This window comes from Streptomyces sp. NPDC127177, from assembly GCF_042672475.1.
Classification (GTDB): Bacteria; Actinomycetota; Actinomycetes; order Streptomycetales; family Streptomycetaceae; genus Streptomyces.
Genome location: NZ_JBHXUW010000031.1, coordinates 1 through 23,197, shown reverse-complemented (window position 1 = coordinate 23,197; position 23,197 = coordinate 1). Strand labels below are relative to the sequence as shown.

Below are 23,197 nucleotides of genomic sequence, written 5' to 3'. Positions count from 1 at the left end.
TACCACTGTGCCAGCTCGCGAGGATTTCGGCGCGGCCCGCCGGACAGGTCCCGGAAGCTCCTGGTTCGCTCCCGCTTGCGTTCCGGCATAAATCACCCATCCCGGTACGCGCGCCTGCACGCGTCAGCCGGGTTCGCGTATGGTCACGCTCACCTACTCCCGGCCGACCGTGGTGCATCCGTGATCCGATTCGACAACGTCTCCAAGACCTACCCGAAGCAGAGCCGTCCCGCTCTACGGGATGTGTCTCTCGATATCGAGAAGGGCGAGTTCGTCTTCCTGGTGGGCTCCTCCGGCTCCGGCAAGTCCACCTTCATGCGGCTCATCCTCCGCGAGGAGCGCGCCAGCCAGGGCATGGTCCACGTCCTCGGCAAGGACCTCGCCCGCATGTCCAACTGGAAGGTGCCGCACATGCGCCGCCAGCTGGGCACGGTCTTCCAGGACTTCCGGCTGCTTCCCAACAAGACCGTCGCGGAGAACGTGGCGTTCGCCCAGGAAGTCATCGGCAAGCCGCGCGGCGAGATCCGCAAGGCGGTCCCGCAGGTCCTCGACCTCGTCGGTCTCGGCGGCAAGGAGGACCGGATGCCCGGTGAGCTCTCCGGTGGTGAGCAGCAGCGCGTGGCGATCGCGCGGGCCTTCGTGAACCGGCCCATGCTGCTGATCGCGGACGAACCGACCGGCAACCTCGACCCGCAGACCTCGGTCGGCATCATGAAGCTGCTGGACCGGATCAACCGGACCGGGACCACCGTGATCATGGCGACCCACGACCAGAACATCGTCGACCAGATGCGCAAACGCGTCATCGAGCTCGAGCAGGGCCGTCTCGTACGTGACCAGGCGCGCGGCGTCTACGGCTACCAGCACTGAGCACTCAGCACTGAAAGGACGCCATGCGCGCCCAGTTCGTCCTGTCGGAGATCGGCGTCGGCCTCCGTCGCAACCTCACGATGACCTTCGCCGTCGTCGTCTCCGTCGCCCTCTCGCTCGCCCTGTTCGGCGGCGCGCTGCTCATGCGCGAGCAGGTCAGCACGATGAAGGACTACTGGTACGACAAGGTCAACGTCTCCATCTACCTCTGCGGCAAGGGGGATGCGGAGACGGTGGTCCAGTGCGCCAAGGGTGCGGTCACCGCTGAGCAGAAGAAGGAGATCGAGGGCGATCTCAAGAAGATGGACGTCGTCGAGACGGTGACGTACGAGTCGTCGGACGAGGCGTACAAGCACTACCAGGAGGAGTTCGGCGACTCCCCGATGGCGGGGAACATCACGCCGGACCAGATGCCGGAGTCCTTCCGCGTCAAGCTCCACGACCCGACGAAGTACAAGGTCGTCGCCACCGCCTTCGCAGGCCGCAACGGGGTGCAGTCGGTCCAGGACCAGAGAAGCATCCTGGACAACCTCTTCGGGCTGATGAACGGCATGAACGTCGCCGCGCTCTTCGTGATGGCGCTGATGCTGGTCATCGCGTTGATGCTGATCGTGAACACGGTCCGGGTCTCCGCGTTCAGCCGACGGCGCGAGACGGGCATCATGCGGCTCGTCGGTGCCTCCGGCTTCTACATCCAGATGCCGTTCATCATGGAGGCCGCGTTCGCCGGTCTGATCGGCGGTGTGCTGGCCTGCGTCATGCTGCTGGCCGGGCGCTACTTCCTGATCGACGGCGGTCTCGCCCTCCAGGACAAGCTGAATCTGATCGACTTCATCGGCTGGGAGGCGGTCCTCACCAAGCTCCCGCTGGTGCTGGCGATCGGCCTGCTGATGCCCGCGGTTGCCGCTCTCTTCGCGCTGCGCAAGTACCTCAAGGTGTGACAAGCGCCCCGTGCGGCGCGCGGCCAACCGGCCGTGCGCCCCCGGGGCGTTGTCCTAGACTCGGCGCCATGCCGGACCCTGTTCCCCGAGTCGGTCCCCGCGGGCTCTGCCGCGGGGCGGCCCTGACATTGGTCTTCGCGAGCGTGCTCGCCACGGCCGCCGCCACCGGCTCGCTGCCGCACGGCGACGGGCACGCACCGGAGATAAAGGCCCGGTCCGTCGCCTCCTTCGCCGACCGCGACGCGGTGGCCGACGCGGCGGCCGATGCCGTGGCGGACGGCAAATCCGGCACGGAGGCGGCCGAGGAGGCCGTCAGCCGCAGCGGGGACCGCTGGGGCGCGGTGTACGACGAGCGTGAGTACCAGGAGTTCGAGCAGGCCCTCGACGGTTCGTACACGGGCGTCGGGATCGCGGCCAGACGCTCCGCGGACGGGCTGGTCGCCGTCGCCCGGGTCCAGCCCGGCAGCCCCGCCGACCGGGCCGGTATCCGCGCGGGCGACCTGCTCCGCACGATCGACGGCAGCCGGGTCGACCGGCGCCCGGTCGCCGACGTCGTGGCCCGGCTGCGCGGCGACCGTACCGGCGCGGTGGCGGGGAGCCCCGTCGTCCTGGGCGTGCAGCGGGGTTCCGTCGCCCGCACCGAGACCCTGCACCGGGCCCGCCTCACCACCGAGGCCGTCACCGTGCGCCGGATCGGACCGGACCGTTCCGATTCCTCCGCAGCTGTACTGATCGACGTCGACTCGTTCACCAAGGGATCGGGTGCCGAGGTCCGTGACGCGGTCCGGGAGGCACCGGCGGGCGCGGGGGTGCTGCTGGACCTGCGCGGCAACTCGGGCGGGCTGGTCACGGAGGCCGTCACCGCCGCCTCCGCCTTCCTGGACGGCGGCCTGGTCGCCACCTACGACGTGCACGGGGACCAGCGCGCCCTGTACGCGGACGCGGGGGGCGACACCGAGCGCCCCGTCGTCGTCCTGATGGACGGCGGCACGATGAGCGCGGCCGAACTCCTGACCGGCGCCCTGCAGGACCGGGGGCGCGCGGTCACCGTCGGTTCCCGCACCTTCGGCAAGGGATCGGTCCAGATGCCGAGCAAGCTCGCCGGCGGTTCGGTGGCCGAGCTGACCGTGGGCCACTACCGGACTCCGGCGGGCCGGAGCATCGACAACCGGGGCATCACGCCGGACCTCGCGGTGAGCTCACGGGCCCAGGAGCGGGCCGAGTCGGTATTGAGTGGCCTCGGGGGTGGGTCGTAGTGCGAAAATGGCCGCACTATGGCTAAGGAAAAGGACACCGGGCGCAAGATCATCGCGCAGAACAAGAAGGCGCGTCACGACTACACCATCCTCGACACCCATGAGTGCGGCCTCGTGCTGATGGGCACCGAGGTCAAATCGCTGCGCATGGGCCGGGCCTCCCTGGTGGACGGCTTCGTGCAGATCGACGGCGGCGAGGCGTGGCTGCACAACATCCACGTCCCGGAGTACGTCCAGGGCACCTGGACCAACCACTCGGCCAAGCGCAAGCGCAAGCTGCTGATGCACCGGGCCGAGATCGACAAGCTGGAGTCGAAGTCGCAGGAGACCGGGCACACGATCGTGCCGCTCTCCCTGTACTTCGTGAACGGCCGGGTCAAGGTCGAGATCGCGCTGGCGAAGGGCAAGAAGGAGTACGACAAGCGGCAGACGCTGCGCGAGAAGCAGGACACGAGGGAGACGAACCGGGCGATCTCGGCGGCGCGCCGCCGCCAGCGGGCCGCCTGACCGGGCACGGGGCACCGGCCACCGGCCGGTCCGCCGGGAATACGCTGGCATCGTCGTGCGTTGGTCACGTACGATGGCACTGCACCCCACGGGGTGTGTACCACCTTTGAAAAATCAACATGGGGATGATCGGTTTCGACAGCGGATGTCGAAGCAGGGGAAGCGAGTCGAGGAAGCGGCAATGATCTCGTTAACCATATGTCGCAACCAATAATCGCCAATTCCAAGCGCGATTCCTCCGCCTTCGCCCTCGCTGCCTAATTAGCAGCTAAGCGAAGACTCTGCGGAGTGTCAGCCCGGGGGTGATCCCGACCCGGATCCTGGCATCATTAAGGGATCTAAACTTCTAGGCCCGGTCACGGGGCCCTGAAGGAAATCAAACAGTGACTGGGCCTGTCGGAGGCTTGTTCGCGTGACCTCCGGGGCCGAGAAAAGCGCAGCGAACTGCACTCGGAGAAGCCCTGGTTCCGCACCGTTGGACGCGGGTTCGATTCCCGCCATCTCCACAATTCCCATGTGAACGAGGACCCCGTTGCCACCGGCAACGGGGTCCTCGTTTTTTGCTGCCCGCGGGGCGGCGGACCGCCCACGGGGGCGTGGGGGGGCGTGCGCCCCCGGCGTGCGTTCAGGCCTCGTCTCTCATGGTGAACAACACGTCACTGTGGGGTCGAAGTGTCGTCGGCGTGCGCTACATTCGTCGTCCGGGTGCACTGTGGTGGGGGGGCGCGGACAGGGTGGGGGCCCGGTCCGGCGGCATATAACCGGTCAGTTGCGCGCACCCGATCCTGAGTGGGGGAAGTGCGTACAACAGTGGAAACTTGGCGTGAAGGTGCCCAGGTGGGGCACACACACGAGCCGAACGAAGTCACCATCCAGCTCGACGGACTGGGACGACAGCTCTCCGAGCTGCTCCCGGAACCGGGCGCGCCGGACGGCTCCGACGGCCCCGTCTTCGTCGACGAGAGCGGTCGGCGCAGCAAGAACCTCCGGCGGCTCGGCTGGGTCGTGGCCGCCGTCTGTGTCTGTTTCGCGGTGGTGCTCGTCGGCGCTGTCCTCGGCGGCAACTCCAGCGCTCCCTTCCTGCCGCTTTCCGGCCAGGAGGAGCACAAGAAGGCGGAGGAGGTGGAGGTGCCCGCCGCCCCCGGCGAGAGCGCGGGCGCCCCGGTGTCACCGGGTGCGACACCCAGCTCCTCGCCGTCCGCCCCGGTCGACGGGACCGGCGCAGCGGCGCCGGGCGGCTCCGCGGCCGGAGCCTCGTCGACGCCGGGCGCCGGCTCTTCGGCATCGGCCACCGCCGCCCCGCCCAAGGCAGGCACCGAGACCGCGGGAGGCTCCGCCGGTGGTGCGGGCGGTGGCGGTGGCGCAAAAACGCCGTCCGCCGACACCTCGGTCTCGGCCCCGCCCGTCGGCCCCGTGGCGCCCAGCGGCGATCCGGAGAGCCCTCCGCCGGACACCACGACCCCGCCCGCGGAGACTCCGGAACCTCCTGTGCAAGACCAAGAAGGCGCCAAGTAGATGACCATCCCCGTACCGCGGGGCAGGCACAACCGCAAGAAGCAGATCCGCAGGCGCAGGCTCCCCCTGCGCTATCTGCTGCCGTTCCTGCTTCTTGTCGCCCTGCTCGCCATGCTGATGCTGCGTGGATACGTGCACAGCGAGATCCATGCCGACCACCGGATCCAGCCACCGGCGGCCACCGATCAGGTGCCCGATCAGATCCTCGAAGGCGGACCGGTCATCGACGCGCGCAGCGCGACGGAACCGGCCAAGTCCCTGCGCATCCCCGATCACCGCATCGTGCTGACCTTCGACGACGGCCCGGACCCCGAGTGGACCCCGCGCGTGCTCGACAAGCTCAAGGAGTACGACGCGCACGCCGTCTTCTTCGTCACCGGCACCATGGCCTCGCGCTATCCCGAGCTGGTGGAGCGCATGGTCAAGGAGGGGCACGAGGTGGGGCTGCACACCTTCAACCACCCCGACCTCTCCTACCAGTCCCACTCCCGCATCGACTGGGAGCTCTCGCAGAACCAACTGGTGCTGGCGGGCGCGGCCGGAATTCGTACCTCGCTCTTCCGGCCCCCGTACTCCTCCTTCGCCGACGCCATGGACGACAAGTCCTGGCCGGTCGCCCAGTACATAGGCAGCCGCGGCTACCTCACCGTCGTCAACAACACCGACAGCGAGGACTGGAAGCGCCCCGGTGTCCGCACCATCATCAAGAACGCCACACCGAAGCACGGCAAGGGCGCCATCGTCCTGATGCACGACTCCGGCGGCGACCGGTCCGAGACCGTGGCCGCACTCGACCGCTTCCTGCCCAGGATGCAGGGCCAGGGATACGAGTTCGCCAACCTCACCGCCGCCCTCGGCGGCCCCAGCGCGCACACCCCCGTCAGTGGTCTCGCCCTCTGGAAGGGCAAGGCGTTCGTCTACGCCGTCGGCGTCTCGGACCACATCACCGATGTGATGGTGGCCGGTCTCGCCGTCATCGGGGTGCTGGTCATCAGCCGCTTCGGGCTGATGCTGCTGCTCTCCTTCGTGCACGCCCGCCGGGTCCGGAAACGGGACTTCCGCTGGGGTGAGCCGGTGACCCGCCCGGTGACCGTCCTGGTGCCCGCGTACAACGAGCGCGAGTGCATCGCCAACACGGTGCGCTCCCTGGTGGCAAGTGACTATCCGGTCGAAGTCATCGTCATCGACGACGGCTCCACGGACGGCACCGCGGACATCGTCGAGGCGATGCGGCTGCCGAACGTACGGGTGGTGCGCCAGCGCAACGGGGGGAAGCCCGCCGCCCTCAACAACGGCATCGCGCACGCCCGCCACGACATCATCGTGATGATGGACGGCGACACGGTCTTCGAACCGGCCACCGTCCGTGAACTGGTGCAGCCCTTCGCGGACCCGCGGGTCGGAGCCGTCGCAGGCAACGCCAAGGTCGGCAACCGCGACTCGCTCATCGGGGCCTGGCAGCACATCGAGTACGTGATGGGCTTCAACCTCGACCGCCGGATGTACGACCTGCTGCGCTGCATGCCCACCATCCCCGGCGCGGTCGGGGCGTTCCGCCGTGACGCGCTGGACCGGATCGGCGGGATGAGCGAGGACACCCTCGCCGAGGACACCGACGTCACGATGGCCCTGCACCGGGACGGCTGGCGCGTCGTCTACGCGGAGAACGCCCGCGCCTGGACCGAGGCGCCGGAGTCCGTGCAGCAGCTGTGGTCGCAGCGCTACCGGTGGTCGTACGGCACGATGCAGGCGATCTGGAAGCACCGCCGCGCGGTCGTCGAACGCGGGCCGTCCGGCCGGTTCGGACGCGTGGGCCTGCCGTTCGTCGCCCTCTTCATGGTCGTCGCCCCGCTGCTCGCGCCCCTCATCGACGTCTTCCTGCTCTACGGACTCGTCTTCGGCCCCACCCAGCAGACGGTCGTCGCCTGGCTCGGCGTCCTCGCCGTGCAGGCGGTCTGCGCCGCGTACGCCTTCCGGCTCGACCGGGAACGCATGACGCACCTGATCTCGCTGCCCCTCCAGCAGATCCTCTACCGGCAGCTCATGTACGTGGTGCTGCTCCAGTCCTGGATCACCGCTCTCACCGGTGGCCGGCTGCGCTGGCAGAAGCTGCGCCGCACCGGCGTCGTGGAGGCGCCCGGCTCGATGACCGGCCGGCGGCGGGGGAGCAGCAACGACCGGAGGCCCGTCGCATGACCCACCCGAGCTATCCCTCCGCGTACCCGCAGCAGCCGCCGGAGCCGCACACCGTGCCGTTCCCGGTGCAGGCGCCGTACCCGCCGGCCGCCACCCCGCAGGGGCCGGTGCCCGGGGCCGGGGCGGCGGCGCCCTCGCACGCGAAGGCACCGGCCGCCGCGGCGAAGGGGGGCGGCCGGGACCGCTATCTCGACCTGCTCCGTGCCGTGGCGCTCGTCCGCGTCGTCGTCTTCCACCTGTTCGGCTGGGCCTGGCTGACCATCCTGTTCCCGTCCATGGGCGTGATGTTCGCCCTGGCCGGCTCCCTGATGGCCCGGTCGCTGGCCCGGCCCGCCCTGAGCGTCATCCGGGGCAGGCTGCGCAGGCTGCTGCCGCCGATGTGGGCGTTCGCCGCCCTCGTCGTACCGATGATGTTCGTGATGGGGCTCAAGCCGGTACGGGAGGAGGGCATCTGGTGGTTCCTCAAGCTGGGCTGCTACATCCTTCCCGTCGGCTCACCCCCGTTCCCCTGGGAGAGCGGTTCCGAGAGCGGCTTCCTGGAGCAGTCGTGGGCCGAGCAGGCGGCGGGCCCGCTCTGGTACATCCGCGCCTACCTGTGGTTCGTCCTGGCCTCCCCGCTGCTGCTGAAGGCCTTCCGCAGACTGCCGTGGGCGACGCTGCTCGCGCCGATCGGCCTCACCGCCGTCATCGGCACCGGCCTGGTCAGCGTCCCCGGGGCGACGGGCGAGGCGCTCGTCGACTTCGGTACCTTCGGCTCCTGCTGGATCCTGGGCTTCGCCCACAACGACGGGCTGCTGCGACAGATCCCGCGCTACATCTCGGTCTCGTCCGCCGCGATGATCATGGCCTTCGGCCTCTGGTGGGCGTCCGGACACCTGACCGACGAGGGCTGGAACCTGGACGAGATCCCGCTCGCCCAGGCCACCTGGTCGCTGGGCTTCTGCGCGATCCTGCTCCAGTACGCGCCCTCCTGGAAGGAGCTGCCCGGCCGCCTCGCCGGCTGGGACAGCCCGATCACCCTGGCCAACAACCGGGCCGTGACGATCTACCTCTGGCACAACATGCTGCTCATGGCGGCGATGCCGATCATCGACCAGCTGTGGAACATCCCCTGGGTCGGCGACCACCTCGACACGTACATCGACGCCTCGTACGACGTGCTCGTGCTGATCCTGATATGGCCCCTGATAGGGGTGATGATCGTCGCGATCGGCTGGGTCGAGGACGTGGCGGCCAAACGGCGGCCGAGGCTCTGGCCCAACGGCGCACCGAAGCGGACCGGGAAGCGCGCCGCCCGGGCAGGCACACCGGAACCGGCCGGTACAACGGAACCGCCCGGCACCCCGGGACCGCCCAGGTGGTGACCGCCCTCACCGGGCCTTCGCCGGCCCGGTGAGAGCAAGGTTGCGCACCGGTCACCTCACGGCACCGCGCCGAAACGCGCGCTCCCTAGCGTCGGGGACAACACCCCGACCCCCTGTGGAGGCGCGTCATGGCCGGCCGTTGGATCGAGCAGTGGGAACCCGAGGACGAGACGTTCTGGCGGGAGAAGGGCGAGCGGATCGCCCGCCGGAACCTGTGGTTCTCCGTCCTCTCCGAGCACATCGGTTTCTCGGTCTGGACCCTGTGGTCGGTGATGGTCCTGTTCATGGGACCGGAGTACGGGGTGGACCCGGCGGGCAAGTTCTTCCTGATCTCCACCGCGACGCTGGTCGGTGCGGTCGCCCGGGTGCCGTACACCTTCGCCGTGGCCCGGTTCGGCGGACGGAACTGGACCGTGTTCAGCGCACTCACCCTGCTGCTGCCGACCGTCGCCGCCTATGCGGTGATGGAGCCGGGCACCTCGTACACCACCTTCATGGTGGTGTCCGCGCTCACCGGGATCGGCGGCGGGAACTTCGCCTCGTCCATGACGAACATCAACGCCTTCTTCCCGCTGCGGAAGAAGGGCTGGGCGCTCGGCCTCAACGCGGGCGGCGGCAACATCGGGGTGCCCGTCGTCCAGCTCGCCGGGCTGCTGGTCATCGGGACGGCGGGCGCCACGCATCCGCGGATCGTGCTCGGCGCGTACATTCCGCTGATCCTCGTCGCCGCGCTGTGCGCCGCGGCCTTCATGGACAACCTGGCTCCCGTGCAGAACGACACCGGGGCCGCCAGGGAGGCCGTGCGCGATCGGCACACCTGGATCATGGCGGTGCTCTACATCGGCACGTTCGGCTCCTTCATCGGCTACAGCTTCGCCTTCGGCCTCGTCCTGCAGACCCAGTTCGGCCGGACCCCGCTGGAGGCCGCCTCGCTCACCTTCATCGGCCCGCTGCTGGGCTCGCTGGTCAGGCCGGTGGGCGGCCGGCTCGCCGACCGGTACGGCGGCGCCCGCATCACCATGGCGAACTTCGCCGCGATGGCCGCGGCGACCGGTGTCGTCGTGTACGCCTCCGGCATCGAGTCGCTCACCGTGTTCCTGACCGGCTTCACCGCACTGTTCGTGCTGACCGGGCTCGGCAACGGATCGACGTACAAGATGATCCCGGGCATCTTCCACGCCAAGGCGGTCGCGCGCGGGCTGCGCGGCGAGGCGGCGGCGGCCCGGGGGCGGCGGCTGTCCGGGGCGGCCATGGGGCTCATCGGGGCGGTCGGGGCGCTGGGCGGGCTCGCCATCAACCTCGCCTTCCGGCAGTCCTTCCAGGCCTCGGGCACCGGAACGGCGGCCTTCTGGTCCTTCCTGGTCTTCTACGGTGTGTGTTTCGGGCTCACCTGGGCGGTATACCTTCGCCGCACCGCTCCGGTCCCGGCGAAGCCGCAGCTCAGCTACGCCGAGGTGTGATGATGGCGGGATGGTGTCGGGTGACGTAACGGGCGGGAAATACGGGTGAACCGAGCCTGTCACGCATCGTTGGCAGTCTCGGTCCTCCGCACCATCGAGCAGCAGCGGGACGAGAGCCGGGAAGACCATATGAGCGACGACGAACAGCACGGGCCCCTCGCGGGCTTCACGGTCGGCGTCACCGCCGCGCGCCGGGCGGAGGAGCTCGGCACGCTGCTGCGGCGACGGGGCGCCACCGTGGTGCACGCACCCGCCCTGCGGATCGTGCCGCTCGCCGACGACAGCGAACTGCTCGCGGCCACCGAGGAACTCATCGAGAGCGTCCCCGACGTGGTCCTCGCCACCACGGCGATCGGCTTCCGGGGCTGGATCGAGGCCGCCGACGGCTGGGGCATCGGCGCCCAGCTGCTGGACCGGCTGCGCGGCGTGGAGCTGCTGGCCCGCGGCCCCAAGGTCAAGGGCGCGGTCCGGGCCGCCGGGCTCATCGAGGCGTGGTCGCCCGCCTCGGAATCCATGGCGGAGGTGCTGGAACGGCTCCTGGCGGAGGGCGTCGAGGGCCGCCGCATCGCGCTCCAGTTGCACGGCGAACCGCTCCCCGGCTTCGTGGAGTCACTGAGGGCCGCCGGGGCCGAGGTCATCGGCGTCCCCGTCTACCGCTGGATGCCGCCCGAGGACATCACCCCGCTCGACCGGCTCCTCGACCTCACCATCGCCCGCGGTCTGGACGCGCTCACCTTCACCAGCGCCCCGGCCGCCGCCTCGCTGCTGCGCCGGGCCGAGGAGCGCGGCCTGCTGCCCGAACTGCTGGGCGCCCTGCGCGACGGCGTCGTATCGGCCTGCGTCGGACCGGTCACCGCACTGCCGTTGCAGGCCCGCGGGGTGGACACCGTCCAGCCGGAGCGCTTCCGGCTCGGCCCGCTCGTCCAGCTGCTCTGCCGCGAACTTCCCTCCGGCGCACGCACGTTGCCCATCGCCGGGCACCGGGTGGAGATCCGCGGCCACGCCGTCCTGGTCGACGACGAGCTGCGGCCGGTACCACCGGCCGGGATGTCCCTGCTGCACACCCTGGCCCGCAAGCCGGGCTGGGTGGTGGCCCGCGCCGATCTGCTGCGCGCCCTGCCCGGCAGCGGTACGGACGAGCACGCGGTGGAGACGGCCATGGCCCGGCTGCGTACCGCGCTCGGCGTGCCCCGGATCGTCCAGACGGTGGTCAAACGCGGCTACCGGCTGGCCCTGGACCCGGCGTCGGACGCCAAGTACGCGGACTCCTGAGGGAGCCGGCGCGCCATCAGGTACGAGGCCCGCAGCAGGAGGGCGAGGGCGGCCGTGCACAGCACCGCCCGTACGGCGTTCCAGGCGACCCACGCGTCCTCGAACCGCTCCCGCACGGAGGCGGGATCGGCGATGCGCGCCGGGTTCCCGGCGTGTGCGAGTGCCTCGTTGAGCGGGACGCTGACGCCCGAGGTGAGCAGGAAGGCGACGGTGTACACCACGAGCGCCGCGACGAGCGGGCCGCGCGGGCCGGGGGTACGGCGCTGCTGCCAGGCGGCGGCCGCGGTGAGGACCAGCGCGCCGAGGAATCCGGCGAAGAAGACCGGGTTCTCGATGACGTCGTTGATGTTCTGCATCACCTCGATGAAGGTCCGGTCGTCGCTTCGGCCGAGCGCGGGCATGACCGCGCAGGAGAACACGTAGAACGTGCCCGCGACGAGGCCGGTGGTGACGGCCGCGCCACCGAGCACGAGGTGGTTGAGGGTGCGGACCGGCGGGCAGGCCAGGGTGGTTGTCATGGTCTCCAGTGAAGTGGCGCGCGAGGGCCCGATCCATCGCTCGGGCGCGCAGTTCCATACGAGGGCGTCCAAGGGCCGGTGCGGGGGACCGGGATACCGTGCAGGGATGATCGACGACACCCACTGGCTCGACGCGGAGATACGGCTCCGTCCGGTAACGGAGGCGGATGCCGCCTCTCTCGCGGTCTCCATGACCCGCAGCCGTGCGTACATGCGGCCCTGGGAGCCCGTACGGACCGAGGCCTTCTACACCGAGGAGGGGCAGCGGCAGCGACTGGCCCTGCTGCTGGCCGAACGCGAGGCGGGGCGCGTGATGCCGTGGGTGCTGGCGGACGGGCAGGACCGGGCGATCGGCGGGTTCAACCTCAACGCCGTGGTGCTCGGGCCGTTCCGCAGCGCCACGCTCGGCTACTGGGTGGACGTCGGTCACGCCGGCCGCGGGCTGGCCACCGCCGCCGTGCGCCGGATCTGCGATCTGGCCCGGGACGAGCTGCGGCTGCACCGCGTCGAGGCCGGCACGGTGGCGGACAACACGGCGTCGCAGCGGGTGCTCGCCAAGTGCGGCTTCGAGGAGTTCGGCTTCGCCCCGCGGTATCTCCACATCGACGGCGAATGGCGCGACCACCGGCTCTTCCAGCGCATCCTGCACGACGGACCGGTGACCGGGGAACCGGCCGGGCCCGGAGCCTGAGGGCCCGGAGCCTCCGGGGCCTCGTCAGCCGGCCGCCCGGCGCTCGTGGCGGTGTCCTTCCAGCGGCCACGGCGGATGCGCGGGCAGCACCTCCGCGAGGCCGTAGCCGGCCTTTCCCGCCACCCGGCACGACGCCTCGTTGTCCACCTGGTGCAGCAGGTCAAGCCGTACGAGCCCGTCCCCGGCAAAGGACCCGAACGCCCAGTCCGTGAGCGTGCGCAGGGCTCCCGGGGCGATCCCGCGGCCACGGGCCCGGGCGACCGTCCAGTAGCCCACCTCGGCCGAAGCCGACCCGGGGGAGGGGAACACGAGGGCGACGTTTGCGACCGGTCCGTCCCCCAGCGAGGTGTCCACCACGGCGAAGCCGTAGCGCAGCCCGGACACCCGGCCCTCGTCCTGGGCCCGCAGCCAGCCCACTCCCGCCTCCTCGTCCGCCACCGCGGCGCGGGACCCCGCCCGCACCGCCGGGTCGCGGTAGGCGTCGAGCAGGACCTCCAGGTCGCCCGGCAGCCAGGGGCGCAGCACCAGGGAGCCGTTCCGGAGGCGGGCGGTGCGCGGGTGGTCGCTCATCCGGGCATCGTACGAGGGGGGCCGCCCCCGCCCGCGCGGTGGCAGGGGTTACGGGCGGGGGCTCCGAGGGGCACTCTGGTGTGGACGACGGCCGGACCCAAGGCGGTGGCATGCGCATGGCGGCGCGCAAGGGCTCGTGCGACTGGCGGTTCGACGCCGGACGGCTCTGTCTGGACCTGGTGGCGACCGGGGCGGGCAGCCCCGGTGTCCCCGATCCGCTCGACAGACCCGAGCGGCTGGCCGACTGGCTGGTGGCCTCCCGGACCGTGCCGCAGGGCACCCGGCTCGCCCACGTCGACCACAACTGGCTCGTGCTGTTCCGGCAGTTGAGGACCGCCGTCGACCGGCTGCTGACCGCACAGCTCGACGGCCGCGGGGCCGAGGGCGCCCTGGACCGCGTCAACGCCCTCGCCGCCGGAGCCCCGCCCGGCGTGCGCGCCGTGCGCACCGGGAGCGGCGCCCTGGTGCGCGGGCTCAGCACCGAACCCGACTGCCGGGCGCTGCTGGCCGCCGTGGCGCGCGACGCGGTGGAGCTGCTGACCGACCCGGTGGCCCTGGGCGGGCTGCGCCGCTGTGAGGGCGACAACTGCCGCCGGATCTACCTGGACACCTCACGCGGGCGGCGCAGGCGCTGGTGCTCCGGCGAGGGGTGCGGGAACCGCGAACGGGTCGCCCGGCACCGGCGGCGGAACGCCGGTCCGGCGGGCGGTCCCGCGGGACGTTGACCGCCCGGGGCCGTCAACGCCCGCCGCCGTAAAGAATCTTGGACCCGGATTGAATGGTTCGCCCCGCATCCCCGTACCGAAGGGCAAGGAGCTCGACAGGGTCTCGACCGGGAGGTGCGGGTGCGCAAGGATGCGGCCGTGGCCGACGACCGTCCTCGCGGGGCTCGGCACCGCGGCAAGCCGCCCCCGTCGCCCTCCGCCGCCCCCGACGAGGAGCTGATGCGCGCGCTCTACCGCGAACACGCCGGGCCGCTGATCGCCTACGTGCTCCGGCTCGTCGCCGGGGACCGGCAGCGTGCCGAGGACGTGGTGCAGGAGACGCTCATCCGGGCCTGGAAGAACGCCGGTTCGCTGGGCCGGGCCACCGGTTCCGTCCGGCCCTGGCTGGTGACGGTCGCCCGGCGGATCGTCATCGACGGCCACCGGAGCCGCCTGGCCCGGCCGCGCGAGGTCGAGCCGTCGCCGCTCGATGCCATTCCCGCGGAGGACGAGATCGACAGGGCCCTGTGGCTGATGACGTTGTCGGACGCGCTCGACGATCTGACCCCCGCCCACCGGGAGGCACTGGTCGAGACCTACTTCAGGGGCCGCACGGTCAACGAGGCCGCCGAGGCGCTCGGCATCCCCAGCGGCACGGTCCGCTCCCGGGTCTTCTACGCCCTGCGCTCGATGAAGCTCGTACTGGAGGAGAGGGGGATCACGGCATGAGCGACCACGAGTGGGAGCCCTTCGGGCGCCGGCCGGCCGGCCCCCTCGGCCCGGGCGATGACGAGTCCGGGCACGACGCCGCGGGCGCGTACGCCCTGGGCGTCCTGGACGACGCCGAGGCCGCCGCCTTCGAGGCGCATCTGGCCGGCTGCGCCCGCTGCGGCGCCCGTCTCGACGAGTTCGCCGGCCTGGAGCCGATGCTCGCGATGCTCGCCGAGTCCCCGTCCGGAGTGCCCGGCGCGCTTCCCGTCCCGCACGTACCGGGGCCGCCCGCGCCCCGGATGCTCGCTGAACTGCTCGACGAGGTCACCGCCCGGCGCGCCCGGCGCGCCCGGCGCACCCGGCGGGGCCGGTATCTGGTCGCGGCGGCGGCGGTGCTGGTCATCGGCGGCCCGGTGCTCGCGGTGACGGCCACCGGCGGCGACCGGCCCGCGGCCGAGGCGGCCCCCCCGTACCCGACGGGCCCCGCCGAGGACGCGTTCCTCCACCGCATGGCGGAGAAGGTACGGGCCACCGACCCCACCACCGCGGTCTCCGCCACGATCGGCATGGAACCCGAGCCGTGGGGCACCGACACCGTGCTGGAGCTGACGAACGTGACGGGGCCGCGGAAGTGCCGCCTGGTCGCGGTCTCGAAGACCGGCGAGGAGGAGGTCGTCACCTCCTGGTCCGTACCGAGGTGGGGGTACGGCGTCAAGACCTCCGCGCACCCCGCCGCCGCCTACCCGCTCTACGTCCACGGCGGGGCGGCGATGGCCCGGAGCGACATCGACCACTTCGAGGTGCGGACGTTCGACGGGAAGCGGCTGGTGAGCGTCGACGCCTGACCGTTATCCCGGTCGCCGAGATCGACGCTCGTGGCGGGTGCGCGACGGGCCCCGCGTCGCATAGGGTTGACGGCTGCCCAATGCACGTCAGAAGGGGGTCTCGGTGGCCGCGCAGGATGCCGCTGTCGATTCGTTGCGGGACCGGGAAATCGGTGTCGAGCAGGAACATCTCGACCGTGTTTACCACCGCCTCGAGGAGAAGATCCACGAGGCGGAATTTCTCATGAGTGATGCCGTCAAACGCGGCCAGGTCGGCACACCGGGAGCGCTCGCCGAACGCGACGCCCAGGTGTTCCGGGCCGGAATCCACCTCAACCGGCTGAACAGCGAGTTCGAGGACTTCCTCTTCGGGAGGATCGACCTGCTGCTCGGGAAGGACGGCGAACGCGGCCCGGACGGCGCGTTCACCTCCGTCGAGCCGGCCGACGACGTCGTACGGGAGGACAGCACCGCCGATATCGCGGAGACGCTGCACATCGGCCGGATCGGGGTCCTGGACTCCGACTACGCGCCGCTGGTCATCGACTGGCGCGCGCCGGCCGCCGCGCCCTTCTACCGGTCGACGCCCAAGGAGCCGGGCCGGGTGGTACGCCGCCGGGTCATCCGCTCCAAGGGCCGCCGGGTCCTCGGCGTCGAGGACGACCTGATGCGTCCCGAACTGACCGCGTACCTGGGGGGTGAGAAGCTCCCGGTCATCGGGGACGGCGCCCTGATGGCGGCGCTCGGGCAGGCCCGCAGCCACACCATGCGGGACATCGTCTCCTCCATCCAGGCCGAGCAGGACCTGGTGATCCGTGCGCCCGCCGCCTCGGTCACCGAGGTCTCGGGCGGCCCCGGCACCGGCAAGACCGCGGTCGCCCTGCACCGTGCCGCCTACCTGCTCTACCAGGACCGGCGGCGGTACGCGGGCGGCATCCTCGTCGTCTCGCCGACGCCGCTGCTGGTCGCCTACACCGAAGGGGTGCTGCCCTCGCTCGGCGAGGAGGGCCAGGTCGCGATCCGTGCGGTCGGCTCCCTGTCGGACGAGGCGGCCGGGCCCGCGGGCGCCACCACGTACGACGAACCGGCCGTCGCCCGGATCAAGGGCTCGTCCCGGATCCTCCACGTGCTGCGCAAGGCGGCCCGCGGGGCGCTGGAGCAGCCGGTGGTCCGGTCGGCCGCCGGGGACGACGGCCAGCTGGCGTTCGGCGAGGAGGAGGCCCCGCAGGAGGCCGCCGCCACGCCCACCCGGCTGCGGGTGGTCGCCTTCGGCGCCCGCGTCGAGCTGAACGAGGACGAGCTCCGGCGCATCCGGAACAACGTGCTCAGCGGCACCGCACCGGTCAACCTGCTGCGCCCGCGCGCCCGCAAACTGCTGCTGGACGCGCTGTGGAGCAGGTCGTCCGGCCGGGGCCGCTACACCGATCCGGAGCTCGCCGCCGAACTGCGCTCGTCGTTCGACGAGGACGTCTCCACCGAGACGCCGTTCATCGAGTTCCTGAACGCGTGGTGGCCCGAGCTCACCCCGCGCGGGGTGCTCGCCGCGATGTCCGACGAGAAGCGGCTCGCCCGGTGGTCGCGGCGGACCCTGAACCAGGGGGAGGTGCGCCGGCTGGCGCGCTCCCTGAAGCGGTTGGACGGCGCGGGGCAGGGACCGCTCTCCGTCCACGACGTGGCGATGCTGGACGAGCTGCAGCATCTGATCGGCACGCCGAACCGCCCCAAGCGCAGGCGCGAGTCCGATCCGCTGGACCACCTCACCGGTCTGGAGGAGCTGATGCCGCAGCGCGAGGAGACCCAGTGGGAGCGGGCGGAGCGGCTCGCGGCCGAGCGCACGGAGTACGCGCACGTCATCGTCGACGAGGCGCAGGACCTCACGCCGATGCAGTGGCGCATGGTCGGCCGCCGGGGCCGGCACGCCACCTGGACGATCGTCGGCGACCCGGCGCAGTCCTCCTGGTCCGATCCGGACGAGGCGGCCGCGGCCCGTGACGAGGCGCTCGGCAACCGGCCGCGCCGCCGGTTCACCCTGACCGTGAACTACCGCAACCCGGCGGAGATCGCCGAGCTGGCCGCCAAGGTCCTCGCACTCGCGATGCCGGGCATGGAGTCACCGGCCGCCGTCCGCTCCACGGGCGTCGAGCCGCGCTTCGTCACCGTCCGGGACGGTGATCTGGCCGGCACGGTGCGCGAGGAGGCGCGACGGCTGCTCGGCGAGGTGGACGGCACGGTCGGTGTGGTCGTCGCGATGAACCGGCGGGCGCAGGCCCGTGCGTGGCTCGCGGAACTCGGCGAACGGGTGGTCGCGCTCGGCAGTCTTGAGGCCAAGGGTCTGGAGTACGACGCCACGGTGGTCGTCTCGCCCGCGGAGATCGCCGACGAGTCCCCGGCGGGGCTGCGGGTGCTGTACGTCGCGTTGACGCGGGCGACGCAGCAGCTCACGGTCGTCTCCGGGGAGCGCGATCTGCCTGATGGGGACGGGGTGCCGGACCTCTTGAGGGACTGACGCCTACCGGGGCGGTGGCCGGTGCAGGAGCCTTTTTTCGGTCAACCTGCGCTGCGGGAATCACTTCTCCGGGGTGTTTGTTAGCCTGGTGTTGGCACCGGCTCGATCCAAGCCCCCGGGCCCAACCTTCGTCGCTTCGAGCGACCACTTGCCGCGAGGCGAGCATGGCGGGCCGGTGTCACCTAACTGAAGAAGACAGACCCGCGTCACCCTCCGGTGGCGTGGGTCTGTTTTCGTTTACGGGTCCGAACGGCTCCGAACGAGGGCGAACGGGGGTTCCATTGGGGCCCTCATATCTCGTATGGTGGAAAACACTTTCCGAAGTGTGGCAGTCATTACCGGCTACCCACCGGTAGGTGCGAATATCTGAAGGCGTGTGCGGATCTGTTCCCCTATCGACGGACCCGGCCGCGTAGCAATGAAGCTAAGGAAAGCGAAGGACTCGGCCATGGCAACGGCGCCCAGCGTCTCGTACTCGATGACGGTCAGGCTGGAGGTGCCCGCGAGCGGCACAGCGGTCTCCCAGCTCACCACGGCCGTGGAGTCCTCCGGTGGTTCGGTCACCGGCCTCGACGTGACCGCTTCCGGCCACGACAAGCTTCGGATCGACGTCACGATCGCGGCCTCCTCCACGTCGCACGCGGATGAGATCGTCGAAGGTCTGCGCGACGTCGAGGGCGTCATCCTCGGCAAGGTGTCCGACCGTACGTTCCTGATGCACCTCGGCGGCAAGATCGAGATGCAGTCGAAGCACCCCATCCGCAACCGTGACGACCTCTCGATGATCTACACCCCGGGTGTGGCCCGGGTGTGCATGGCGATCGCCGAGAACCCCGAGGACGCCCGCCGTCTGACCATCAAGCGCAACTCCGTCGCAGTCGTGACGGACGGTTCCGCGGTGCTCGGCCTCGGCAACATCGGTCCGATGGCCGCCCTCCCGGTGATGGAGGGCAAGGCGGCCCTCTTCAAGCGGTTCGCCGGCATCGACGCCTGGCCGATCTGCCTGGACACCCAGGACACCGATGCCATCGTCGAGATCGTCAAGGCGATCGCCCCCGGCTTCGCGGGCATCAACCTGGAGGACATCTCCGCGCCGCGCTGCTTCGAGATCGAGGCCCGGCTGCGCGAGGCCCTGGACATCCCCGTCTTCCACGACGACCAGCACGGCACCGCCATCGTCGTGCTCGCCTCGCTGACCAACGCGCTGCGCGTGGTGGGCAAGGCCATCGGGGACGTACGGGTCGTCATGTCCGGCGCCGGGGCGGCCGGTACGGCCATCCTGAAGCTCCTCATCGCCGCGGGCGTCAAGCACGCGGTCGTCGCCGACATCCACGGCGTGGTGCACTCCGGCCGCGAGGACCTGGTCTCCGCGGATGCCGACTCGCCGCTGCGCTGGATCGCCGACAACACCAACCCGGAGTCCGTCACCGGCACCCTCAAGCAGGCTGTCGTGGGCGCCGACGTCTTCATCGGCGTCTCGGCCCCCAACGTGCTGGACGGGGACGACGTCGCGGCCATGGCGGACGGTGCGATCGTGTTCGCGCTCGCGAACCCGGACCCCGAGGTCGACCCGACGATCGCCCGCGAGACGGCCGCGGTCGTGGCCACCGGCCGCTCCGACTTCCCCAACCAGATCAACAACGTCCTGGTCTTCCCCGGTGTCTTCCGCGGACTGCTGGACGCCCAGTCCCGCACCGTCAACACGGAGATGATGCTCGCCGCCGCGCGCGCCCTCGCCGATGTCGTCGCCGAGGACGAGGTGAACGCGAACTACATCATCCCGTCGGTCTTCAACGACAAGGTCGCCGGAGCGGTCGCCGGAGCGGTCCGGGACGCCGCCAAAGCGGCCGGCGCGGCTGTGACGGGTCCCACGTCGGTCTGATGTCCGGCGCGTCGCGGGTCGCGGCGCCCCAAACGCCCCTTTAGGGTGGGCGGGCGACGCGTCCCGCAGAGCCCCGCACCCGCTGCGGACCGCTTTCGGGGAGTCGACGGAACGTCACCACTACGAGGCAGTGGCGCTTTTCGTGTGACTCCGGCGGGTGCCGGATTGGCTTTCCCGCCGCAGGTGGGGGCAGGATGCTTTCCCAAGGACTTCGTCCGGGGGAGACCCCACGGGGCGCGAGGGTCTAACACGGACCCGGGTCCGGGGACTGTCCGAGGGCCCTGGCAGCATCGGCTTCGATCTCACGCCTCACAGGCAAGAAGAACACGGGAGTAACAACATGAACCGCAGTGAGCTGGTGGCCGCCCTGGCCGACCGCGCCGAGGTGACTCGCAAGGACGCCGACGCCGTGCTGGCCGCGCTCGCCGAGACCGTCGGTGAGATCGTCGCCAAGGGCGACGAGAAGGTCACCATCCCCGGCTTCCTGACCTTCGAGCGCACGCACCGTGCCGCTCGCACCGCTCGTAACCCGCAGACCGGCGACCCGATCAACATCCCGGCCGGCTACAGCGTGAAGGTCTCCGCGGGCTCGAAGCTCAAGGAAGCCGCCAAGGGCAAGTAAGGCCCCATAGGCACGACGGAGGGCGGTCACCCCGACCAGGGTGGCCGCCCTTCGGCGTACGGGCCGCAGAAGGCCGTTCCCGGCCTCTCGGAGGCCGGAACGGACCCCTCCGGGCGGTCCGGCCGGGCCCCTGCGGTCGGCCGGACCGAGAAGCGGGGGCCCGGAGGCGGCGCCTCCGAACCCCCGCGACCGCGGATTGCCCGCCTCAGACGAGTGAACCGCCCGGCAGCTCGACCTTCGCGCCGAGCTTCTCCAGCTTCTCCATGAAGTTCTCGTAACCGCGGTTGATCAGGTCGATCCCGTGCACCCGGGACGTCCCCTGCGCCGCCAGAGCGGCGATCAGGTACGAGAAGCCACCGCGCAGGTCGGGGATGACCAGATCCGCGCCCTGGAGCTTCGTGGGCCCGGAGACGACCGCGGAGTGCAGGAAGTTGCGCTGGCCGAAGCGGCAGTCCGAACCGCCCAGGCACTCGCGGTAGAGCTGGATGTGCGCGCCCATCTGGTTGAGCGCCGAGGTGAAGCCGAGCCGGGACTCGTACACCGTCTCGTGCACGATCGACAGGCCCGCGGCCTGCGTCAGCGCCACGACCAGCGGCTGCTGCCAGTCGGTCTGGAAGCCGGGGTGCACGTCCGTCTCCAGCGCGATGGCGTTCAGCGCGCCGCCCGGATGCCAGAAGCGGATGCCCTCGTCGTCGATCTCGAAGGCGCCGCCGACCCGGCGGAAGGTGTTCAGGAACGTCATCATGGAGCGCTGCTGCGCCCCGTGGACGTAGATGTTGCCCTCGGTCGCCAGCGCCGCGGACGCCCAGGATGCGGCCTCCAGGCGGTCCGGGATCGCCCGGTGCGTGTAGCCGTCGAGACGGTCGACACCGGTGATCCGGATGGTCCGGTCGGTGTCCATGGAGATGATCGCGCCCATCTTCTGCAGTACGCAGATGAGGTCCTCGATCTCCGGTTCGACGGCAGCGTTGGACAGCTCGGTGACGCCTTCGGCCAGCACGGCCGTCAGCAGCACCTGCTCGGTGGAGCCCACCGACGGGTACGGCAGCCGGATCTTGGTGCCGCGCAGCCGCTGCGGGGCCTCCAGGTACTGACCGTCCGCCCGCTTCTCGATCGTCGCGCCGAACTGGCGCAGCACGTCGAAGTGGAAGTCGATCGGCCGTCCGCCGATGTCGCAGCCGCCGAGCCCCGGGATGAACGCATGGCCCAGCCGGTGCAGCAGCGGGCCGCAGAAGAGGATCGGGATGCGCGAAGAGCCCGCGTGGGCGTCGATGTCGGCGACGTTCGCGCTCTCGACGTGCGTGGGGTCGAGGATCAGCTCGCCCGGTTCGTCACCCGGGCGGACCGTCACACCGTGCAGCTGCAGCAGCCCGCGGACCACCCGCACATCGCGGATGTCGGGCACGTTGCGGAGCCGGCTGGGCCCGCTGCCGAGCAGCGCGGCGACCATTGCCTTCGGCACCAGGTTCTTGGCGCCTCGGACGCGGATCTCGCCCTCCAGCGGGGTTCCGCCGTGGACAAGCAGGACATCGTCTGTGCCGGTCATGAATCTCGCGTTCCGGAGTGGTCGGGCAGGGGGCCAATCGAAAGGGTAATGGCCGTACGCCCTCCTTCCGTAAGGGAAGGGGTGGTGTACGAACGTCATGAATCCGTCACAACACGCTCCGCGTCCATCTGATCGCGGAGGGTTGCCGTCCGGATGGCGGTCCGGCCGTGCGCTCCTCGTGCATCCGTGCGCCCTGAGCTGCGCTCGGGCGTGCACCGCGAGGACCGCGTCACTTGTCCCCCGCGGAAGCCGAAGATGCGGGATCATTTCTGCCATGACCGAGGTGTCCTCGCTCACAGGGCGGCTGCTCGTGGCCACACCCGCCCTGGCGGACCCGAATTTCGACCGCGCGGTGGTGCTGCTCCTCGACCACGACGAGGAGGGCTCGCTCGGCGTTGTCCTCAACCGCCCGACCCCTGTCGGCGTCGGTGACATCCTCACGTCCTGGGCCGGCCTGACCGGCGAGCCGGACGTCGTCTTCCAGGGCGGCCCGGTCTCCCTCGACTCGGCGCTCGGTGTGGCGGTGATCCCGGGGGACGAGGGGCCTCTGGGCTGGCGCCGGGTCTACGGGGCGATCGGCCTGGTGGATCTGGAGGCGCCGCCCGAGCTGCTGGCGGCGGCCCTCGGTTCGCTGCGGATCTTCGCCGGCTACGCGGGCTGGGGGCCCGGGCAGCTGGAGTCGGAACTCTCCGAGGGCGCCTGGTACGTCGTCGAGTCGGAGCCCGGGGACGTCTCGTCGCCCCGTCCGGAGAGCCTCTGGAGAGCGGTCCTGCGGCGTCAGCGCAGCGAACTGGCCATGATCGCCACCTATCCGGACGACCCTTCGCTGAACTGATGCGCCAGTCCTTCAGTACGCTTGGCGGTTATGAGCACTCTTGAGCCCGAGCGCGGGGCAGGTACGGGAACCCTCGTGGAGCCGACGCCACAGGTGTCGAACGGCGACGGCGACCACGAGCGCTACGCCCATTACGTCCAGAAGGACAAGATCATGGCGAGTGCCCTGGAGGGCACCCCCGTGGTCGCACTGTGCGGCAAGGTCTGGGTACCGGGGCGCGACCCCAAGAAGTACCCGGTATGCCCCATGTGCAAGGAGATCTACGAGTCCATGGGCGCGGGCGGCGACAAGGACAAGGGCAAGGGCAAGGGCGGCCAGGACAAGAAGTAGTCCGCGGCAGCGGAACCGAACTGTCCGGAAAGAGCCCCCGGGGTACGCGATCGCGTACCCCGGGGGCTCTTTCCGGA

Annotated in this window: 21 protein-coding genes and 1 other RNA gene; 19 read left to right on the top strand and 3 right to left on the bottom strand. The window is 70.8% G+C overall.

The genetic code is table 11. The features are described 5' to 3' along the window. The first annotated feature begins 180 nt into the window (after positions 1-180). The 10 genes from ftsE to ACFVJX_RS20125 all read left to right on the top strand — a co-directional run bounded on the left by ftsE (position 181) and on the right by ACFVJX_RS20125 (position 11,381). The gene (gene ftsE / locus ACFVJX_RS20170; protein ID WP_024489199.1) at positions 181-870 is read left to right on the top strand and encodes a cell division ATP-binding protein FtsE; all 690 of its coding nucleotides are present in this window, start codon (positions 181-183) and stop codon (positions 868-870) included. A 23-nt stretch (positions 871-893) separates the two neighbouring features. Then, on the top strand, positions 894-1,811 hold the full coding sequence (gene ftsX / locus ACFVJX_RS20165; RefSeq protein ID WP_384132748.1) for a permease-like cell division protein FtsX: 918 nt from the start codon (positions 894-896) through the stop codon (positions 1,809-1,811). A gap of 68 nt (positions 1,812-1,879) precedes the next feature. Beyond that, positions 1,880-3,067 (top strand): S41 family peptidase, encoded by a 1,188-nt coding sequence (locus ACFVJX_RS20160; protein WP_384132751.1) that lies wholly within the window; start codon positions 1,880-1,882, stop codon positions 3,065-3,067. 18 nt (positions 3,068-3,085) lie between these two features. Beyond that, positions 3,086-3,574, top strand: coding sequence for an SsrA-binding protein SmpB (smpB, locus tag ACFVJX_RS20155; protein ID WP_384132754.1), 489 nt, complete (start codon positions 3,086-3,088; stop codon positions 3,572-3,574). 121 nt (positions 3,575-3,695) lie between these two features. Continuing rightward, positions 3,696-4,083: a transfer-messenger RNA gene (ssrA, locus tag ACFVJX_RS20150) on the top strand. Positions 4,084-4,411: 328 nt separating this feature from the next. Beyond that, a complete protein-coding gene (locus ACFVJX_RS20145) occupies positions 4,412-5,089 on the top strand; it encodes a hypothetical protein (RefSeq protein ID WP_384132757.1) in 678 nt (225 codons plus the stop codon). Continuing rightward, a complete protein-coding gene (locus tag ACFVJX_RS20140) occupies positions 5,090-7,285 on the top strand; it encodes a glycosyltransferase (protein WP_384132760.1) in 2,196 nt (731 codons plus the stop codon). Then, on the top strand, positions 7,282-8,649 hold the full coding sequence (locus ACFVJX_RS20135) for an acyltransferase (RefSeq protein ID WP_384132762.1): 1,368 nt from the start codon (positions 7,282-7,284) through the stop codon (positions 8,647-8,649). Before ACFVJX_RS20140 ends, ACFVJX_RS20135 begins: the two co-directional genes overlap by 4 nt. A gap of 128 nt (positions 8,650-8,777) precedes the next feature. Then, on the top strand, positions 8,778-10,109 hold the full coding sequence (locus tag ACFVJX_RS20130; protein WP_384132765.1) for a nitrate/nitrite transporter: 1,332 nt from the start codon (positions 8,778-8,780) through the stop codon (positions 10,107-10,109). A gap of 129 nt (positions 10,110-10,238) precedes the next feature. After that, entirely contained in the window at positions 10,239-11,381 is a 1,143-nt protein-coding gene (locus tag ACFVJX_RS20125; RefSeq protein ID WP_384132768.1) for a uroporphyrinogen-III synthase, read from the top strand. Here the strand turns inward: ACFVJX_RS20125 and ACFVJX_RS20120 are convergent. Next, complete coding sequence (locus ACFVJX_RS20120) at positions 11,330-11,899, bottom strand: DUF1772 domain-containing protein (protein ID WP_384132771.1); 570 nt, start codon at positions 11,897-11,899, stop codon at positions 11,330-11,332. The genes ACFVJX_RS20125 and ACFVJX_RS20120 overlap by 52 nt on opposite strands. Before the next feature lie 106 nt (positions 11,900-12,005). Here ACFVJX_RS20120 and ACFVJX_RS20115 point away from each other — a divergent pair, with 106 nt between their 5' ends. Then, positions 12,006-12,590 carry a GNAT family N-acetyltransferase gene (locus ACFVJX_RS20115; RefSeq protein ID WP_384132774.1) on the top strand — a complete coding sequence of 195 codons (585 nt, stop codon included), beginning with the start codon at positions 12,006-12,008 and terminating at the stop codon, positions 12,588-12,590. A gap of 24 nt (positions 12,591-12,614) precedes the next feature. Here ACFVJX_RS20115 and ACFVJX_RS20110 read toward each other — a convergent pair whose 3' ends face one another. Continuing rightward, positions 12,615-13,160: a GNAT family N-acetyltransferase gene (locus ACFVJX_RS20110; protein ID WP_384132777.1), complete on the bottom strand. Its 546-nt coding sequence runs from the start codon at positions 13,158-13,160 to the stop codon at positions 12,615-12,617. A gap of 116 nt (positions 13,161-13,276) precedes the next feature. Between ACFVJX_RS20110 and ACFVJX_RS20105 the strand changes: the two genes are divergently transcribed. The 6 genes from ACFVJX_RS20105 (at position 13,277) to ACFVJX_RS20080 (ending at position 20,409) form a co-directional block, all read left to right on the top strand. Continuing rightward, positions 13,277-13,885 (top strand): CGNR zinc finger domain-containing protein, encoded by a 609-nt coding sequence (locus tag ACFVJX_RS20105; protein ID WP_384132792.1) that lies wholly within the window; start codon positions 13,277-13,279, stop codon positions 13,883-13,885. Between the two features lie 114 nt (positions 13,886-13,999). After that, on the top strand, positions 14,000-14,593 hold the full coding sequence (locus ACFVJX_RS20100) for a sigma-70 family RNA polymerase sigma factor (RefSeq protein ID WP_384132780.1): 594 nt from the start codon (positions 14,000-14,002) through the stop codon (positions 14,591-14,593). After that, on the top strand, positions 14,590-15,420 hold the full coding sequence (locus tag ACFVJX_RS20095; protein WP_384195447.1) for a zf-HC2 domain-containing protein: 831 nt from the start codon (positions 14,590-14,592) through the stop codon (positions 15,418-15,420). The genes ACFVJX_RS20100 and ACFVJX_RS20095 overlap by 4 nt, the downstream gene beginning before the upstream one ends. 103 nt (positions 15,421-15,523) lie before the next feature. After that, complete coding sequence (locus ACFVJX_RS20090; RefSeq protein WP_384129795.1) at positions 15,524-17,905, top strand: HelD family protein; 2,382 nt, start codon at positions 15,524-15,526, stop codon at positions 17,903-17,905. A gap of 448 nt (positions 17,906-18,353) precedes the next feature. After that, the gene (locus ACFVJX_RS20085; RefSeq protein WP_384129797.1) at positions 18,354-19,787 is read left to right on the top strand and encodes an NAD-dependent malic enzyme; all 1,434 of its coding nucleotides are present in this window, start codon (positions 18,354-18,356) and stop codon (positions 19,785-19,787) included. Between the two features lie 340 nt (positions 19,788-20,127). Beyond that, positions 20,128-20,409 (top strand): HU family DNA-binding protein, encoded by a 282-nt coding sequence (locus ACFVJX_RS20080; protein WP_003968811.1) that lies wholly within the window; start codon positions 20,128-20,130, stop codon positions 20,407-20,409. Between the two features lie 205 nt (positions 20,410-20,614). Here the strand turns inward: ACFVJX_RS20080 and murA are convergent, their stop codons facing one another. Then, on the bottom strand, positions 20,615-21,955 hold the full coding sequence (murA, locus tag ACFVJX_RS20075; protein ID WP_384129800.1) for a UDP-N-acetylglucosamine 1-carboxyvinyltransferase: 1,341 nt from the start codon (positions 21,953-21,955) through the stop codon (positions 20,615-20,617). A 274-nt stretch (positions 21,956-22,229) separates the two neighbouring features. Between murA and ACFVJX_RS20070 the strand changes: the two genes are divergently transcribed. After that, positions 22,230-22,790, top strand: a complete 561-nt coding sequence (locus tag ACFVJX_RS20070) for a YqgE/AlgH family protein (RefSeq protein WP_384129803.1) — start codon at positions 22,230-22,232, stop codon at positions 22,788-22,790. A gap of 30 nt (positions 22,791-22,820) precedes the next feature. Then, a complete protein-coding gene (locus ACFVJX_RS20065; RefSeq protein ID WP_384129806.1) occupies positions 22,821-23,120 on the top strand; it encodes a DUF3039 domain-containing protein in 300 nt (99 codons plus the stop codon). Positions 23,121-23,197: the final 77 nt, after the last annotated feature.